This window comes from Burkholderia sp. 22313 (assembly GCF_052045245.1).
Taxonomy (GTDB): domain Bacteria; phylum Pseudomonadota; class Gammaproteobacteria; order Burkholderiales; family Burkholderiaceae; genus Burkholderia.
The window spans coordinates 29923-46355 of sequence record NZ_JBQEON010000043.1; the positions used below are offsets into that span (position 1 = coordinate 29923).

At 67.4% G+C, this 16433-nt stretch carries 13 protein-coding genes; 6 read left to right on the plus strand and 7 right to left on the minus strand.

All coding sequences use genetic code 11. The features are described 5' to 3' along the window. Positions 1-86: 86 nt before the first annotated feature. Entirely contained in the window at positions 87-1556 is a 1470-nt protein-coding gene (locus ACTJKF_RS27575; protein WP_440627856.1) for a mannitol dehydrogenase family protein, read from the minus strand. Positions 1557-1713: 157 nt separating this feature from the next. On the opposite strand from ACTJKF_RS27575, the gene ACTJKF_RS27580 reads away from it, so the two are divergent. The 5 genes from ACTJKF_RS27580 to ACTJKF_RS27600 all read left to right on the plus strand — a co-directional run bounded on the left by ACTJKF_RS27580 (position 1714) and on the right by ACTJKF_RS27600 (position 7314). Continuing rightward, on the plus strand, positions 1714-2445 hold the full coding sequence (locus ACTJKF_RS27580; RefSeq protein WP_440627858.1) for a GntR family transcriptional regulator: 732 nt from the start codon (positions 1714-1716) through the stop codon (positions 2443-2445). Positions 2446-2466: 21 nt separating this feature from the next. After that, a complete protein-coding gene (gene manD / locus ACTJKF_RS27585) occupies positions 2467-3675 on the plus strand; it encodes a D-mannonate dehydratase ManD (protein WP_440627860.1) in 1209 nt (402 codons plus the stop codon). Between the two features lie 38 nt (positions 3676-3713). Further along, positions 3714-4745 carry a Zn-dependent oxidoreductase gene (locus ACTJKF_RS27590; protein ID WP_440627862.1) on the plus strand — a complete coding sequence of 344 codons (1032 nt, stop codon included), beginning with the start codon at positions 3714-3716 and terminating at the stop codon, positions 4743-4745. A gap of 159 nt (positions 4746-4904) precedes the next feature. After that, positions 4905-5939, plus strand: coding sequence for a 3-dehydro-L-gulonate 2-dehydrogenase (gene yiaK / locus ACTJKF_RS27595; protein WP_440627864.1), 1035 nt, complete (start codon positions 4905-4907; stop codon positions 5937-5939). Positions 5940-6024: 85 nt separating this feature from the next. After that, on the plus strand, positions 6025-7314 hold the full coding sequence (locus ACTJKF_RS27600; RefSeq protein ID WP_440627866.1) for an MFS transporter: 1290 nt from the start codon (positions 6025-6027) through the stop codon (positions 7312-7314). Positions 7315-7350: 36 nt separating this feature from the next. Here the strand turns inward: ACTJKF_RS27600 and ACTJKF_RS27605 are convergent, their stop codons facing one another. The 6 genes from ACTJKF_RS27605 to ACTJKF_RS27630 all read right to left on the minus strand — a co-directional run bounded on the left by ACTJKF_RS27605 (position 7351) and on the right by ACTJKF_RS27630 (position 15688). Continuing rightward, entirely contained in the window at positions 7351-9528 is a 2178-nt protein-coding gene (locus tag ACTJKF_RS27605) for a TonB-dependent siderophore receptor (protein WP_440627867.1), read from the minus strand. Between the two features lie 287 nt (positions 9529-9815). After that, positions 9816-10907: a porin gene (locus ACTJKF_RS27610; protein WP_440627869.1), complete on the minus strand. Its 1092-nt coding sequence runs from the start codon at positions 10905-10907 to the stop codon at positions 9816-9818. A 102-nt stretch (positions 10908-11009) separates the two neighbouring features. Beyond that, positions 11010-12353, minus strand: a complete 1344-nt coding sequence (locus tag ACTJKF_RS27615) for an MFS transporter (protein WP_440627870.1) — start codon at positions 12351-12353, stop codon at positions 11010-11012. Between the two features lie 159 nt (positions 12354-12512). Then, positions 12513-13574 carry a Rieske 2Fe-2S domain-containing protein gene (locus tag ACTJKF_RS27620; RefSeq protein ID WP_440627872.1) on the minus strand — a complete coding sequence of 354 codons (1062 nt, stop codon included), beginning with the start codon at positions 13572-13574 and terminating at the stop codon, positions 12513-12515. 72 nt (positions 13575-13646) lie between these two features. After that, positions 13647-14612 (minus strand): PDR/VanB family oxidoreductase, encoded by a 966-nt coding sequence (locus ACTJKF_RS27625; protein WP_440627874.1) that lies wholly within the window; start codon positions 14610-14612, stop codon positions 13647-13649. Further along, positions 14609-15688 (minus strand): aromatic ring-hydroxylating dioxygenase subunit alpha, encoded by a 1080-nt coding sequence (locus tag ACTJKF_RS27630; RefSeq protein ID WP_440627896.1) that lies wholly within the window; start codon positions 15686-15688, stop codon positions 14609-14611. The genes ACTJKF_RS27625 and ACTJKF_RS27630 overlap by 4 nt, the downstream gene beginning before the upstream one ends. Positions 15689-15889: 201 nt before the next feature. Here ACTJKF_RS27630 and ACTJKF_RS27635 point away from each other — a divergent pair, with 201 nt between their 5' ends. After that, positions 15890-16378: a MarR family winged helix-turn-helix transcriptional regulator gene (locus ACTJKF_RS27635; RefSeq protein WP_440627876.1), complete on the plus strand. Its 489-nt coding sequence runs from the start codon at positions 15890-15892 to the stop codon at positions 16376-16378. Positions 16379-16433: the final 55 nt, after the last annotated feature.

Below are 16433 nucleotides of genomic sequence, written 5' to 3' on the forward strand. Positions count from 1 at the left end.
TCGCCCGCCGCGCGTCGGCATGGGCGTCGGCGGGCGGGGTATTGCGGGGTTCGCCGCGGTTGCGGCGAACCATGACGAACGGTCGTTCAGCGCGCGTGCAACGGCGCAAGCAGCGCATCGGTGCCGCCCGCGCGCAGCGTCGACAGATGTGCACCGACGCGCGCGATCAAGGCGTCGGGCCACGCGGCCGAACCGGCAAGCACGGTGCTGCCGAGGGCGGCGCGTACCGCGCTGCCCGCATCGCCGGCCGTTGACAGCATCGCGCCGAGCGTGCCCGCGCCCGGATCGCTGATCGCGAGCGCGCTGCCCGATTCGTCGCGCGCGGTGGCGAGGTAATGCAGCCAGAGCGCGAGCGCGCGTTCCAGATACGGACGCTCGATACCGGCCGCCGCGCTTTCGCGAAGTGCCGGCAGCCAGCGCAGCGGCACCTTCTGCGTGCCGTCCATCGCGATCTGTTCGGTGCGATGCGCGAGCGTCGGATTGTGGAAGCGCTCCACGAGCGTCGCGCAATAGCCGTGCGCGTCGTAACCGGACGGCACGTCGACGGTCGCGAGCAGGTCGCGCGTCATCACGCCGTCGACGAGCGCCGCGATCACCGGGTCGGCCATCGCATCGGACACGGTCGCGCGGCCGCGCAACTGCCCCGCATACGCGATCGCCGAATGCGAGCCGTTCAGCAACCGCAGCTTCATCGTTTCGTAGGGCCGCACGTCCGCGACGAGGTGCGCGCCTGCGTCTTCCCAGCGCGGGCGCGGGCCGGCGAAGCGATCCTCGATCACCCATTGCGAGAACGGCTCGCAGACGATCGCGGCCGCGTCGCGTGCGCCGAGATGCGCGTGGGTCCAGTCGAGCGATTCGGGCGTTGCCGCCGGCACGATCCGGTCGACCATGCTGTTCGGAAACGCGACGTCGTCGCGGATGCGCCGCGCGAGCGGGCCGTCTCCGTCGATGCGTTCCGCGTAGTCGATCAGCAGCGCGCGCAGCGTGTCGCCGTTCGACGTCATGTTGTCGCAGCAGACCACGGTCAGCGGTGCATGCGCCGGCCGCAGCCGCAGGCCGGCCGCGATCACGCCGAGCGCGGTGCGCGGCGCGTCGGGCGTTGCGAGATCCTGGCGAATCGCGGGATCGTCGACATCGAGCCCGCCGCCGGGGCGGCGGCAATAGCCTTTCTCGGTCACCGTCAGGCTGACGATCGGCACGGCCGGATCGGCGATCAGCGCGAGCAGCGCGGGCAGCGATTCGGGCGCGAACAGCGCGCCGTGCACCGCACCGACGATGCGCGTGCGCGCGCCGTGGCCGTCGCGCTCGGTGACCGTGTACAGGTGATCCTGCGCGGCGAGCAGGTCGACGGTATGGCGCCTCCGCAGCTCGACGCCGACGATCCCCCAGCGCAGGTCGCCCTGTTCGAGCACCGTTTCCGTATGCAGCGCCTGGTGCGCGCGATGGAATGCGCCGAGGCCGAGATGGACGATGCCCGTGCGGACCGCCCGCCGGTCATAACCGGGGCGGCGCGTACCGGGCGGCGCGGTGCGCAGGAAATCGGGGGCGGATGGCATGACGGTCGGCGGCACTTTGTACCATGGTAGATTGCGGAATGTGTGCAGGTTATTTCGAGTTTCATGGGTAAGTTATTGGCGTAAACACTATATCGCCTGAAATTTCCCGCTTATGTACCATGGTAGTTATCGATATCGAATCGGATTCATCGCAACCATGAGCGAAACGGCAGCATTGGAAGAAGCGGACGTCGTGGTCACGGCGTTGCAGGGGTTCTCGCTGGACGAGAGCCGGTCGTATACGGAGCAGGTGCACGCGCTCTTGCGCCACGCGATCGTGCGCGGCGCGCTGCCGCCGCGCACCGCGCTGTCGGAGGCGGTGATCTCCACGACGATCAAGGTCAGTCGCACGCCGGTGCGCGAGGCGTTCGCGCAGCTCGCCGACGAGCGGCTCGTGCAGATCATCCGAAAGGTCGGCACGCTGGTCGCACCGATTCCGGTGTCGATTCTCGAGGAAGGGCGCTTCGCGCGCAGCACGCTCGAATGCGCGAACCACGTCGAGCTTGCGCAGAAGATCACGCCGGCGCAGCTCGCGGAGCTGTCGCGGATTATCGACGCGCAGCGCGCGGCGGTGGAAGCCGGCGACGTCGAAGCGTTCTTCGATCTCGACGAGGCGATGCACGGCCGGATGTTCGCGTTCGCGGGCCGGCCGCACGTGTGGGAAATGCTGCAGCCGATGAAGCGCCAGTTCGACCGCGTGCGCTGGCTGCTGCTCGACCGTGTCGAGGATCACGCGCGCCGCGCGCTGCAGGAGCACGAACAGATCCTCGCGCACATCGCGTCGCGCAACATGGCGCTGCTCGGTGCATCGGTCGCGTCGCACGTCGACCGGATCGGCTCGCATCTGCCGGACGTGCGCAGCCGCGCGCCCCATTACTTTGTCGACTGAAACGCCCGCTGGAGGAGCGCAGTGAAAATCGAATGCTTGCAGACCATCGTCACGTGTCCGGGCCGGAACTTCGTGACGGTGAAGATCGTGACCGACGAAGGCGTCTATGGCCTTGGCGACGCGACGCTCAACGGGCGCGAGCTCGCGGTGCGCGCATACCTGGAAGACCACGTGTTCTCGTGCCTCGTCGGGCGCGACCCGCGCAACATCGAGGACATCTGGCAATACCTGTATCGCGGCGCGTACTGGCGGCGCGGGCCGGTGACGATGACCGCGATTGCCGCGATCGACATGGCGCTATGGGACATCAAGGGCAAGCTCGCGGGGATGCCCGTCTACCAGCTGCTCGGCGGCAAGAGCCGCGACGGGCTGATGGTGTACGGCCACGCGAACGGCCGCGATCACGAAGAAGCGGTCGACGCGGTGCGCGCGCACATCGAGGAAGGCTACCGCGCGATCCGCGTGCAGTCGGGCGTGCCGGGGCTCGACAAGGTGTACGGCGTCGGCAAGACGGCCGGTGCGTACGAGCCCGCCGAGAAGGGGTTGCCGCCCGAGGAACCGTGGGACACCGCGCTCTACCTGCGCCACACGCCGGAACTGTTCCGCAAGGTGCGTGACGCGGTCGGCGATGCACCGCATCTGCTGCACGACGCGCATCACCGCCTCACGCCGATCGAGGCCGCGCGGCTCGGCCGCGATCTCGAGCCGCATCGGCTGTTCTGGCTCGAGGACGCGACGCCCGCGGAGAACCAGGACGCGTTTCGCCTGATCCGCCAGCACACGACGACGCCGCTCGCGGTCGGCGAGGTGTTCAACTCGATCTGGGATTGCAAGGACCTGATCCGCGACCAGCTGATCGACTACATCCGCGCGACGATCGTGCACGCGGGCGGCATTACGCACGTGCGGCGCATCGCCGACTACGCGGCGATGTACCAGGTGCGCACCGGCTTCCACGGCGCGACCGACCTGTCGCCCGTCTGCATGGCGGCGGCCGTGAACTTCGGGCTGTGGGCACCGAACTTCGGCATCCAGGAATTGATGCCGCACAGTCCGCTGACCGATGAAGTGTTTCCGCACAGCTACCGTTTCGAGGACGGCTATCTCGTGATGGACGACGTGCCGGGTCTCGGCGTCGACATCGACGAGACACTTGCCGCGAAATATCCGTACGAGCGCGCGTACCTGCCGGTTGCCCGGCTGCGCGACGGCTCGATGTGGAACTGGTGAGACGGGTGAGCGGCGAAGAATCGAAGGAGAGAACCGAAATGTTGAGCGTCGTTGTCGATCGTCCGAACAGCATGAGCGTGCGCGAGGTACCGTTGCCTGCACCCGCCGCCGGCGAGGTGCGCGTGAAGGTGCGCTACGCGGGCATCTGCGGGTCGGACCTGCACATCTTTCACGGCAAGAATCCGTTCGTGTCGTACCCGCGCATCATCGGCCATGAATTCGTCGGCACGATCGAAGCGGTCGGCGCGGGTGTCGACGCTGTGCGGCTCGGCGAGACCGTCGCGGTCGATCCGGTGATCAGCTGCGGGCATTGCCACGCGTGCACGATCGGCCGGCGCAACGTGTGCCGGCACCTGACCGTGCTCGGCGTGCATCGCGACGGCGGCTTCAGCCAATACACGTGCGTGCCGGCCGGCAATGCCTACCGGATTCCGGACGCGATCGCCGATACCTGCGCGGCGATCGTCGAGCCGTTCGCGGTGGCCGCGAACGCGACGTCGCGCACCGGCGTGCTGCCGGGCGATGTCGCGCTGATCTATGGCGCCGGCACCGTCGGCCTGACGATCCTGCAGGTGCTCAAGCGCGTGTACGGCATTCGCGCGTTCATCACCGACCGGCTCGACGCGCGGCTGCAGCTCGCGCGCAAGTGCGGCGCGGCGGAGGACGAGATCATCAACACGAGCGTCGAGTCGCTGTCCGACGCGCTGGAAAAGCGCGGCGTCGACGGCGGTCCGACGCTGATCTTCGATGCGGTCTGCCATCCGTCGATTCTCGAGGAGGCCGTGCGAATCGCCGCGCCGGCCGGCCGGATCGGCGTGCTCGGATTTTCGTCGGAGCCGTCGGCGATCGTGCAGGCGGAGCTGACGAAGAAGGAACTGACGCTTGCCGCGTCGCGGCTGAACTGCGCGATGTTCCCGCAGGTGATCGACTGGATTGCGCGCGGCCTGATCCAGCCCGAGCACATCGTCACGCACAAGGTGGGCTTTCGCGACGTCGCGCGAGCATTCGACATGGCGGAGCGCCATCCCGCGGAAAGCTGCAAGATCCTGCTCGATTTCGCGGGCGGCTGATACCGGCTCGTGTCGCCGGCCGGGGCGTGTCGCGCGCCCCCGGCCGCATGACGCGATCGCTCGCCGCCGGCGAGCCGGTGCGGCGCGAATCCCGCGCGCCGCGTCGAGGGCAGGGGCGGGATCGGATACATCGACATCCAACATCAGGAGACATGCATCGTGGCCCGGATTCCCTTCGAAGACATGCAGCGCGCGATCCATGCGGCGCTCGTGAACGCCGGCATGCGCGAACGCGACGCCGAAATCTGCGCGAGAGTGCATACCGAATCGACCTGTGACGGCGTCAATTCGCACGGCATCAATCGCGTGGCGCGCTTCGTCGACTATCTCGACAAGGGGTGGGTGAACCTCGACGCAACGCGCACGCGTGTCAAGCAATTCGGCGCGATCGAGGTCTGCGACGGCCAGCGCGGGCCGGGCATTCTCAACGCGCTGTCCGCGACCGAACGGGCCATCGAGATCGCCGACGCGCAAGGCGTCGGCATCGTGGCGATGCGCAACGCGACCCACTGGATGCGGGGCGGCACCTACGGCTGGTACGCGGCCGAGCGCGGCTACATCGCGATCTGCTGGACCAACACCGAATCCTGCATGCCCGGCTGGGGCGGGAAGAACACGCGCGTCGGCAACAACCCGTTCGTGATGGCGGTGCCGCGGGACCGCGGCCATATCGTGCTCGACATGGCGATGTCGCAGTACTCGTACGGAAAGCTGCAGGCCACCCGCCTCAAGGGGAGGAACATGCCGTTTCCCGCCGGCTTCGACAGCGACGGGAAGCTGACCGCCGAGCCCGGCCCGATCGAAGCGTCGATGCGGATCTTGCCGATGGGCTACTGGAAGGGGGCGGGGTTCGCGATCATGCTCGACGTGCTGGCGGCGGTGCTGTCCGAAGGGCTCGCGACGAACGGGATCGATGCGATTCAGCAGGGAAGCTGCACGGGGTGCTCGCAGGTCTTCATCGTGATCGACCCGCGCAAGCTCGGCGGCGAAGCCTTCACGAACCACGTGGCCGACGGCGTGGCAGACTACGTGAACACATCCGAGCTCGCGGAAGACAGCAAGGAAGTGCTCTATCCGGGGCAGAGCGCGCTGCGCACGCGGATTGAACAGCGGCAGCACGGCATCGCCGTCGACGACGGAATCTGGGCCGACGTGCTCGCGCTCGCGGAGCGGCGGGCGTCGCCGCATCGCTGACGACACGACGGCGGACGCACCGGAACGGACTGACGGATCACCCCTGTTGCTGGAAGGACGGTTGTTTTCATCGGGAGAACTGACCATGAGGGCGGATGTCGCGCTTGCGCTGGACGCAGGCATCGAGGCACGCAACGAAGACGCGTTGTACCGGAAAGTGATACTGAGGATCGTCCCGCTGTTCTTCCTCGGCTTCATCATGTCGTACCTGGACCGCGTCAACATCGGGTTCGCGAAATTGCAGATGGCGGCCGATTTCGGCCTGACGAATGCGTCGTTCGCGCTCGGTGCGAGCGTGTTCTTCTGGGGCTACATGCTGTTCGAGATCCCGAGCAACCTGATCCTGCGGCGGGTCGGCGCGCGGGCATGGATCGCGCGGATCATGGTCACCTGGGGGATCGTGTCGATCCTGATGGTCTTCTCGAGGAACGCAGCCGCATTCTATTCGCTGCGATTCCTGCTGGGCGTCTGCGAGGCTGGCTTCGTCCCGGGCGTGATGTACTACACCAACACGTGGCTGCCGGCCCGGCGCCAGAGCGGCATGTACTCGCTGTTCCTGATGGCGTTGCCGATCGCCGTCGTGTTCGGCGCGCCGCTGTCCGGCGCGATCATGGAGACGATGGGCGGCGTGGCGGGCATCCACGGGTGGCAGTGGCTGTTCCTGCTCGAAGGGCTGCCGTCGGTGGTGCTGGGCGTCGTCATCCTGATGCTGCTGCGCAACAGGCCGGCCGACGTGGACTGGCTGACGCCGCACGAGAAGCAGATCATCGAGGCGAATGTCGTGACGGAGGCGGCCTTCAAGTCGCATCGCGTGGCCGATGCATTCCGGTCGCCGAAGATCTACGCGCTGATCGTCGTGATGATCCTGTTCAACACCGGGTTCTATGGCCTGACGTTCTGGATGCCGACGCTGTTTCACGAGGCGGGCGTCGCGAACAGCCTGAACGTCGGGCTGCTGACGGCCATCCCGTTCGGTGTCGCGGCGATCTGCATGTACGTGAACGCGAAGCGCGCGGAGCAGTCCGGGCGGCTGCGGCGGCACGGCGTGGTGCCCGTCGCGCTGGCCGCGATCGGCCTGTTCGTCGCGACGCTGGCGCACGACAACTTCTGGCTCGCGCTGGTGATGCTGACCGTCGCGACGTCGGGCATCCTGTCGCTGATGCCGATCTACTGGACGCTGCCGGGGCGCGTGCTGTCCGGCCCGGCGGCGGCGGCCGGCTTCGCGCTGATCAACGCGTGCGGGAGCCTGTCCGGCATCCTGGGTGCGATGATCATCGGCTATGCGGGCCTGCGGACCGGCATGATGATCCTGGCAGGCTTCCTCGTGTTGTGCAGTGTCGTGTTCTATCGGGTCTGCCCGCCTACCGCGGACTAGCCGCGCGCCACGCCGCGGCCGTCCGCGCGAGGGTGGTCAGAACGACACCGTCGTCGTCAGCGTGACGAGCCGCGGCTCGCCGACCGCAACGATCAGGTTGCTGTTGCTCGACGGATAGTAGGTCTTGTCGAACAGGTTCTTCACGTTGAGTTGAATGCGCATCGGGAACTTGCCGATCGTCGTGTCGTAGGCGGCAAACGCATCGACGGTCACGTAGCCGGGCAGCGTGAAGCTGTTCGCGGTGTCACCGGGCCGCGCGCCGACGAGCCGCGCACCGCCGCCGAAGCGCCAGCGGCCGGGCAGGTTCGCGATTGCCGTGTCGTACACCGCAAACAGGCTGCCGGTGTGGCGTGCGACGTTGACGAGCGGCGTGTTGCTGTCGCGGTCGTTCGCGTTCGTGTACGCGTAGCTGCCGATCAGGCTCAGGTGCCGCGTGAGTTGCCCGGCGACGTCGAGTTCGATCCCGCGCGAGCGTGCGGTGCCGATCGTCGACGTGAGGTCGCCGACCGTGACCGCGACGTTGCGCTTGTCGATCTGGTAGGCCGCGAGCGTGCCGGTGATGCCGGGCTTCAGGCTGAACTTCAGGCCGGCTTCGAGCACGCGGCCGAATTCCGGCGCGAGCGGCGAAGCGACATTCGACGCGACGTTCGGCTTGAACGAGCGGCTCACGTTCGCATACGCGGTCAGCGACGGCGTGAGCGCATACGCGAGCCCGAACTGCGGCAGCCACACGTTGCCGTGCGAGCGGTCGGCGAACGCGAACGGCCGTCCCATCCCCGATTCCTGCTGCCAGTCCTCCCAGCGCAGCCCGCCGACCGCGGTGAGCCGGTCGGTGAGCTTCACCGAATCCTGCACGATCATCGAATACGTGTGGACCTTTGACAGCGAATCGCTCTGCTTCGCGTTCACCGTGCCGCCCGGCGCGAGCAGGCCGTAGACGGGATCGTAGAGGTCGAAGCCCCTGGTCGCGGTGCCGCGGATCGTGTCGCCGCGAAAGCTGCGCTGCCGTTCGTACTCGCCGCCGACGTAGAGCGCGTGGTTCATCCCCGCGAGTGTGAGGTTGCCGAGCAGGCCGAGGGTCGCGATCTGGTCGGAGTCGTTGCGGCCGAGGTTCGCGTCGGACGAGCGCGTCATCCCGCCCGTCGTGCTGTTGAACGCAGTGGCGCGGGTGATGTATTGGTCGTAACGGTCGCGGCCCCAGCCGTAGGTCGCGCGCACACGCCACGCGTCGGAGACGCGGTGCTCGACGCGCGCGCGCAGCGTTTCCTGGATCCCGCTGCTTTGCGCCCACGCTTCCTCGTAGCGGCGGTAGCGCAGCGCGTCGTCGGGGCGGCCGTTCACGAGCACGGTGCCGCGATCGAACGGCATCGCGTAGTCGACGTACTGGTAGCTGACGTCGATCGACGTGTTCGCGTCGTGCCACGACAGCGCGGGCGCGATCAGCGCGTTGCGCTCGCGGCCGAAGCTGCGCCAGTAGCGGCTCGTGTCGTATTCGCCGGTGAGGCGGAACGCGAGCGTGCCGCCCGCGACCTGGCCGGGCTTGCCGAGCGGGCCGGTCAGGTCGAACTGCGCGCTGCTGCCGCCGTGGCTTGTGCGCGACGCCGAAACCGAGCCGCCGAACGTGTCCTCCGGCTTGCGCGTGACCAGGTTGATCACGCCGCCCGGATCCTGCATCCCGTACAGTAGTGAAGCCGGGCCTTTCAGCACCTCGACGCGGTCGATCGTCGCGAGATAGCTGTGCAGCACCGGCGTGCGCACGCCGTCGACGAGTACGGAACCGTCGTTGTTCGACCCGAAGCCACGTTTGATGAACGCGTCGCGCGTGCCGCCGAGCGTGTTGGTCTGCGTGACGCCGCTGATGTTGCCGAGCACGTCGTCGAGCGAACGCGCCTGCTGGTCCTGCATCACGCTGCTGCTGACCACGGCGACCGATTGCGGGATCTCCTTGAGCGGGCGATCGTCGCCGCCGGCGATGCTGCTGCTGCGCGGCTGGTAGCCGACAGTCGGATCGGCGGTGGCCGACGCGCTGACGCTGATCGTCGGCAGTTCGCGTTCGGGCGGCACGGGCGTGGACGCGGACGTGGCCGCCGATACCGCGGCGGCAGGATCGGCATCGGCATGCGCGCCACTCGCGACGCAAAGGGTGAGCAGGGCAGGCAGGCTCGCGCGCCACGGACGCAAGGTCCGCGCGCGGGGCGATCGGCGGGATGGCATGAATCGATGAATGATGGAGTGCTAAGGATGAAGGCTCGGGCTGCAGCGCTTCACAGGTTCGCTACGGCAGGATGCACATGATATATGTAATGAGAATCATTTGCAATTGTAATGGACCGATGTGGACCGGGAATCGTCCGCGCCGTTCACGGCGTCCGCGAATTTTCGCTTCAGCTGCGTTGCGTTGCGTGAACGAAGGCCGGATCGACGCGCCGGTGCTGCCGGGGGTGACGCTCACGCATTGCCGGCGCGCCGATTGACCGGATTCGATGTGCGATATCCGGCGTTCAGAACTTCTGCTGGATGCCGGCCATCACGCCGAGCTGATTCATCCCGGTGCCGACCGTCCCGCCGGCGGCGACCGCGTTCGCGGCGAGCGTGCTGTTGAACATGTAGCCCACCGACGTATAGACCGTCGTCCGTTTCGACAGGAAGTAACTCGCGCGGCCGACGAGCAGCGTGGCGTTCGTGCCTTCGCTGTTTTCGCGGCGTTGCAGGTAGCGCACGCCCTGCAGGTCGAGCGCGAGGTAGGGTGTCGCATAGTAGGTACCGCCCGCGAACACGATGTCGGCCTGCAGATGCTCGGCCGCCGCGAGGTTGCGGCGAATCCACCCGGCGCCCAGTTTCGCGGGGCCGATCTTCACGTAGCCGGCGACGATGTCGCGCGTGTCGGTGTACGCCGGATTGTTCAGCGGCGCGAGCGCACCGCCGCCGCCGCGCATCACGTCGTGCGACGCGGCCAGCCCGAAATGGCTCGCGTCATACGCGAGCATCGCCGTGTATTGGCGGCAGGCGACGATGTCGCCGGGCACCTGTCCGGCACAGCCCGTCGCCGACGGCCCTGCCGGCCCGGCCGCGTCGCGGCCGAAGCTGTAGGTGGCGCCGAGCGTCACGCCGTGGAACGTGCCCTTGTAGCCGATCGCATTGTCGCTGCGCGCATTCGGCAGATAGGAGTCGAAATCCGCCATCGAATGCAGCGACGGGCCGATCACGTCGGCATTGGTCAGCACGATCATCGACATGTTCATCTGGCGGCCGAGGGTCAGCGCGCCGAACGGGCTGTTCACGCCGACATTCGCCTGCCGTCCGAACAACCGGCCGCCGTAGTTCAGCGCACCGGTGCCGGGCTGGAAGCCGTTTTCGAGCACGAAGAAGGCCTGGTAGCCGCCGCCGAGATCTTCCGTGCCGCGCAGCCCCCAGCGTGACGGCACTTCGCCGGTCAGCGTCGGCATCCCGGTGAACGATCCGCCATGCGCGGCGTTGTTGTAGTAGGACACGCCGGTATCGATGATCCCGTACAGCGTGACGCTGCTTTGCGCGCAGGCCGGTCCGGCCAGCGCCATCGTCGTCGCGAGTGCGACGCCCAGTTTCGTTTTCATGGTTGTCTCCAAAAACTATATGGATATGCTTATCGATTGTTCTGATGAACCGGACATGTCCGGGATGCCCGCGGAAATCGGCGAGACTGCGAAGGTGGCGCGTTACGACAGCGCCGGATCGCGTTGCCGGTGCGGTGCCGCGGCACGCGTGCCTGCCACCGCGACGGCGATCGCTGCGCCGGCCATCGGCACGAGGAACGCGAGATAGAGATGGGACACGGACCAGCCGTCGTCCAGCAGCGCGCCGACGGTCATCGGCGACAGGATCGCGCCGAGGCGGCCGATGCCGACCGCGAGACCGATGCCGGTCGTGCGAATCTCGGCGGGATACGGGGTCGGCGACAGCGCGTACATGCCGGCCACGCACGCATTGATCACGGCGCCGAGCAATACTCCGACCGTCATCCCGATGCCGAGCGAGCCCGTGTTCGCGCCGAACACGGCCATCAATGCGCCACCGAGCAGCAACGTCGCACCCAGCAGGTTGCGCAGGCCGAACCGCGTCGACAGCAGGCTGAAGAGCGACGCGCCCGCGATGCCGCCGAGATTGAGCAGTACGCCGCCGGTCACGCCCTGCGATGCCGACAGCCCGGCCTGGACCAGCAGCTTCGGTGTCCAGCTCACGACGAAATAGAAACTGCCCATCACGAGAAAGAACGCGATCCACAGCGCGATCGTGCGGCGCGTGAGCGGCGCGCGCAGCACGGCTGTCCAGTTCGACGCGGGGCCCGCCGTGCCGGCGTATGCGGTCGCGGCCGGCAGCGTGTCGATCGGCGCGCGTTTCATTCTCGCGAGGATGCGGTTGATTGTCGGCAACGCGTTGTCCGGACGCCGCGCCAGCAGGAAGTCGAGCGATTCCGGCAGCAGCGCGAGCACCATCGGGATCGCCAGCAAGGTCAGGATGCCGCCGAACGCGAACACGCTGCGCCATCCCCACGTCGACAGCAGGTAACCGGCGATGACGCCGCCGGCGGTGGCGCCGATCGCATAGCCGGTCGATTGCATGCCGATCGCGGCGCTGCGCCATTTGTTCGACGCGTACTCGCCGCTGATGACGGTCAGGCTCGCCAGCATGCCGCCGATGCCGAGCCCCGTGTACGCACGCGCGGCCGCGAGTTGCAGCGTGGTGTGCGTGGCCGCGCAGGCGAGCATCCCGGTCGCGATCACGGCGAGGCACAGCAGGATGATGCGGCGGCGGCCGACCCGATCGGCCAGCGGCGCGATCAGCACCGAGCCGATTCCCATGCCGGCCAGACCGGCACTCAGCAGCAGGCCGATTTCCTTGCCGCTCAGTTTCCATTCGGCCGCCAGATGCGGCGCGGCAAACGCGATGGCCAGCACGTCGAAGCCGTCGAGCATGTTCAGCACGACGCAGGCCGTGATGGCCATCGTCTGGAACGCGCTCATCGGTGATTCGTCGATCGTATTGCGGATATTTGCGCTCACGTCAAAGACTCTCCATAAAAAGTAGTATGACTAATTAAATGGGACAAAATCGAAGTCGGAAAATAGCGAATGGGACACAAGCCAATGCGTGCGATGACGGCCAACACAGGTGAACGCCCGCCGCGATCGGCTGGCGTCATTCGTGCGCCGGCGTGCGGTTTACGCGGGCTCGGGTTGCGGCAGCAAACGCTCGATCACGCGCCGCGCGCGATTGGGCCCCGCGTCGACGTGAATGTCGATCTGCCGGCCGTCCGGAAACCGCAGCTGATTCCGGTATTGCGCCTCGATCACGGCCTTGTCCTCGTCGAAGGTTGCCGCCGATTGTTCGATGACGGTTTGCGCGACGCGTTCGATGTCGTGTTGCGGATTGGTCGCGACGGTCCAGAAGTAGTGCGTCGTGGTATGCGTCTCGGGCGTGATGCCGTGGAAGCCGCGCATGTGAAAGCCGCCGCGCGCCGGGTCGAGCAGGTCGCCGGTGCCGGCGTCCATCGCGCCGGTCCAGATCCGGATGTGCGACACGTGGAATTCGATTTCCTGCCAGCGATCGACGCGGCCCGCGAACGGCCAGGCGGCCGTGTAGGTCGGCGGCGGGTCGGAATCCGGCATCCGGCGAACCAGGGTCACCGTGTCGCCGTCGCTGCTGACGCGTGTTTCCGCACCCATGTGCAGCGGCGCGTTGCCGCCGATCGTCTTCAGGTGGACGTAGCCGAGGTGGCTCAGGTCCATCAGGTTGTCGTGAATCAGCTGATACGGCGCGTCGTAATGGTAGTGCCCGCCGCCGAACCGGTAGTGCGGATCCGCGTGGAACGCGTAGCGCGGCGGCGCGCAGGTCGGTCGAGCATGCGCGTCGGCGCCGATCCAGATCCACACGATCGCATCCTGTTCCTGTACTGGATACGACGCCACGCACGCTTTCGGCGGAATCCGTGCCTGGCCGGGAATCTCCACGCAGGTGCCGCCGCGGTCGAACAGCAGGCCGTGATAGCCGCAGCGCAGGCCACGCGCTTCGAGCGAGCCGCACGACAGCGGTAACGACTTGTGGCAGCAGCGATCCTCGAGCGCCCCGACTTCCCCAGATGGAAGCCGGAACAGGACGACGGGGCGGCCGAGCAGCGTGCGCGCGACGGGTTGGTCCGTCAGTTCGGACGAGAGGGCGGCCACCCACCATCGGTCGATCGGGAATTTAGGATTGTTGACCGGTGGTCGGGCATGTTGCTCCATGGTTCGTCTCCAGTATTGTGGTTGGCCGCCGCGTGTCGGGCGGTCCGTCTGCAGCGCTGCCGATTTACCGATTTACAGATCGAGTACCAGCAGGTCGGTCCGGGATCGCGAGCAGCACGGCATGAACTGATCGCCGGCTGCCTTTTCTTCGTCGGTCAGATACGAATCGCGATGATCGGGCTCGCCTGCGAGCACACGAGTCACGCACGTGCCGCATACGCCTTGCTCGCACGACGTCAGCACGTCGACGCCGTTCGCCGCCAGCGCCGCGATCACCGTGCATGCGGGCGGCACGTCGATCACCTGGCCGCTGCTCGCGATCCGGACCTGGAATGCGCGATCCGCGCTGGATGTCGCAGCCGCGCCGCCGAAGAACTCGTAGTGCAGCCGCGCTTCGTCCCAGTTGCGCTCGCGTGCTGCGTTCAGCACGGCATCCATGAAGCCGCGCGGACCGCACACGTACAGGTGCGTGCCTTCCGGCGCCGCGGCGAGCACGGCGGCCAGGTCGAAGCGTTGCGCGGCGTCGCCGTCGTCGACGTGGAAGCGGGCGCGGTCATGAAACCCGGCTGCGTTGATCCGCTCGACGAAGGCCATGCGATCGGCCGAACGCGCGCAGTAGTGCAGGTCGAACGGCGTGCCGGACGAGAACAGCCGCTCCGCCATGCTGAGGATCGGCGTGACGCCGATTCCGCCCGCGAGCAGCAGGTGGTGCGGCGCATCGGGCGCGAGCGGGAATTGATTGCGCGGGATGCCGATCCGCACGGTATCGCCTTGCCGGACGTCATCGTGAATCGCGCGCGACCCGCCGCGGCCCTCGGCGTCGCGCAGCACCGCGATCTGATAGCGATCGCCGTGCGCCGGGTGATTGCACAGCGAGTACTGGCGCACGAGGCCGCCGGGCAGATGCACGTCGATATGCGCGCCGGCATCGAAGCGCGGCAGCGGCGAACCGTCGTCGCTGACGAATTCGAAGCCGCAGATGTCGCGCGCTTCCTGCCACTTGCGGGCCACGCGCACCGTCAAGGTCGCCGTGCTCATGACACCTCCTTGATCGGGGCGACCGGAATCACGGGCCGCTGCGGGCTCGCCGTGCGTTCGTCGGCGAGCAGCCGGTCAATCACCTTGCGCGACAGCACGCCACCGGCGTCGATGTTGAGCTTGAGCAGCTTGCGGTCCGGCCACTGCTCGAGGTTGCGCTGCTGGCGCTCGAGCATCTCGAGATCCTCGGCGAAGATCTTGCCCTGGCCTTCGCGGATCTCGGCGGTCAGCGCGCGATCGTCGGGCCGGAAGTTGCGCGCCATGCCCCAGAAGTACCAGATCGAGGTGTCGGTTTCGGGCGTGATGAAGTCGACCACGATCGACGACGCCTTCAGGTCGGCCGGCGCGTCGTAGCCGCCGTGGCCCGCATGCGCGACGCCCACTTCGATCATCACGTTGCTCGGCGGCGTGAAGCGGCAGATCTGCCAGCGGTCGACCGGCACGTCGTCGGCGAGGCCGTTGCCGCGCAACCCCATCTGCCAGAACGGCGGCGGCATCACGTTCTCCATGAAGCGGCTCGTGACGACTTCGTCGCCGTGGCTGGTCGTTTTCGGCGGCGCTTCGTCGATTTCCTTCTGGCCGATGCTGCTCGCATGCACGTAGGTCTCGTGCGTGAGGTCCATCAGGTTGTCGATCATCAGCCGGTAGTCGCACCGGATGTGATACAGGCCGCCGCCGTGCGCCCAGGCCGGATCCTCGGCCCACGCCAGCACGGGCAGCTTCGCGGGATCGGCTTCGGACGCGTCGCCCGGCCAGACCCACACGAATCCGTGGCGCTCGACCGCCGGAAAGCTGCGAATCGGCGGGAAGCCGCCGACGCGCTGGCCCGGCATGCCGGCGGCCTTGCCGTTGCAGCCCATTTCCAGCCCGTGATAGCCGCACACGAGCACGCCGTCGCGCACGAAGCCCAGCGACAGCGGCGCGCCGCGGTGCGGGCAGAAGTCCTCGAGCGCGGCGACCTGGCCGCCCGCCGCGCGGTAAAACACCATCGACTCGTTGCAGATCTTGCGACCCAGCGGCTTGCCGTCGATTTCATCGGGCGTGCAGGCCACGTACCAAGCGTTCTTGAGAAACACGTTCATCGTCTCCTTCGGGGGCGGTGCCGCCGGTACGCGGCATCTATTCATTCCGTGTACTGAATGAGATTCAGTGTACGCATTGAGATTGGCGGGAGCAAGGCGAGCGGTATACTGGTTTTCCCCGGGAAATGGCGCGAGGCAGCGCCATGCCGTCGGCGCGCGCAACCGGCGCGTGCCGCCTCTGTCATCGACTCATCCATGGAAAAAAAGAATCCCGCCGACGCGCCGGCTTTCCCGCTCGATCTGTACGACGAACCCGGACACCTGATCCGGCGCGCACACCAGATCGCGGTCGCGATGTTCTACGAGAAGCTGGGCCGGGACGTGACGCCCGTGCAGTACGCGGTGCTGCGGATGCTCTACGAGAATCCGGGGCTCGATCAGGTGACGCTCGCGCAGCGGGTGGCGCTCGATACGTCGACCACGGCCGATCTCGCGGTCCGGCTCGAAGCGAAAGGATTGATCGTCCGCGAAGTGCTGCCGCGGCGTCAGCGGCGCCTGCTGCTGACGCCGGCGGGCGTCGAGTTGCTCACGCACCTGATTCCGTCGGTGAAGGAACTGCGTGCGGGGCTGTTCGACGGGATGGGGGAGGAGGATGCGCAGGCGCTGATGCGGCTGTTGCGCAAGTTCGTCCATTTGAACAACGAGCAGAGCCGCGCGCCGCTGCGGATCGGCGAGGATGCGTAGCGGTCCCGAGCCGTGAGCGGCACGGAGGAAGGGCGGCGGGCGCGCCGCCTGCCCG

Excerpts from the sequence above, each read along its gene's own strand:
- ACTJKF_RS27575 (WP_440627856.1), bottom strand. The coding sequence starts at position 1,556 with ATGCCATCCGCCCCCGATTTCCTGCGCACCGCGCCGCCCGGTACGCGC.
- ACTJKF_RS27580 (WP_440627858.1), top strand. The coding sequence starts at position 1,714 with ATGAGCGAAACGGCAGCATTGGAAGAAGCGGACGTCGTGGTCACGGCG.
- ACTJKF_RS27590 (WP_440627862.1), top strand. The coding sequence starts at position 3,714 with ATGTTGAGCGTCGTTGTCGATCGTCCGAACAGCATGAGCGTGCGCGAG.
- ACTJKF_RS27600 (WP_440627866.1), top strand. The coding sequence starts at position 6,025 with ATGAGGGCGGATGTCGCGCTTGCGCTGGACGCAGGCATCGAGGCACGC.
- ACTJKF_RS27605 (WP_440627867.1), bottom strand. The coding sequence starts at position 9,528 with ATGCCATCCCGCCGATCGCCCCGCGCGCGGACCTTGCGTCCGTGGCGC.
- ACTJKF_RS27610 (WP_440627869.1), bottom strand. The coding sequence starts at position 10,907 with ATGAAAACGAAACTGGGCGTCGCACTCGCGACGACGATGGCGCTGGCC.
- ACTJKF_RS27620 (WP_440627872.1), bottom strand. The coding sequence starts at position 13,574 with ATGGAGCAACATGCCCGACCACCGGTCAACAATCCTAAATTCCCGATC.
- ACTJKF_RS27625 (WP_440627874.1), bottom strand. The coding sequence starts at position 14,612 with ATGAGCACGGCGACCTTGACGGTGCGCGTGGCCCGCAAGTGGCAGGAA.
- ACTJKF_RS27635 (WP_440627876.1), top strand. The coding sequence starts at position 15,890 with ATGGAAAAAAAGAATCCCGCCGACGCGCCGGCTTTCCCGCTCGATCTG.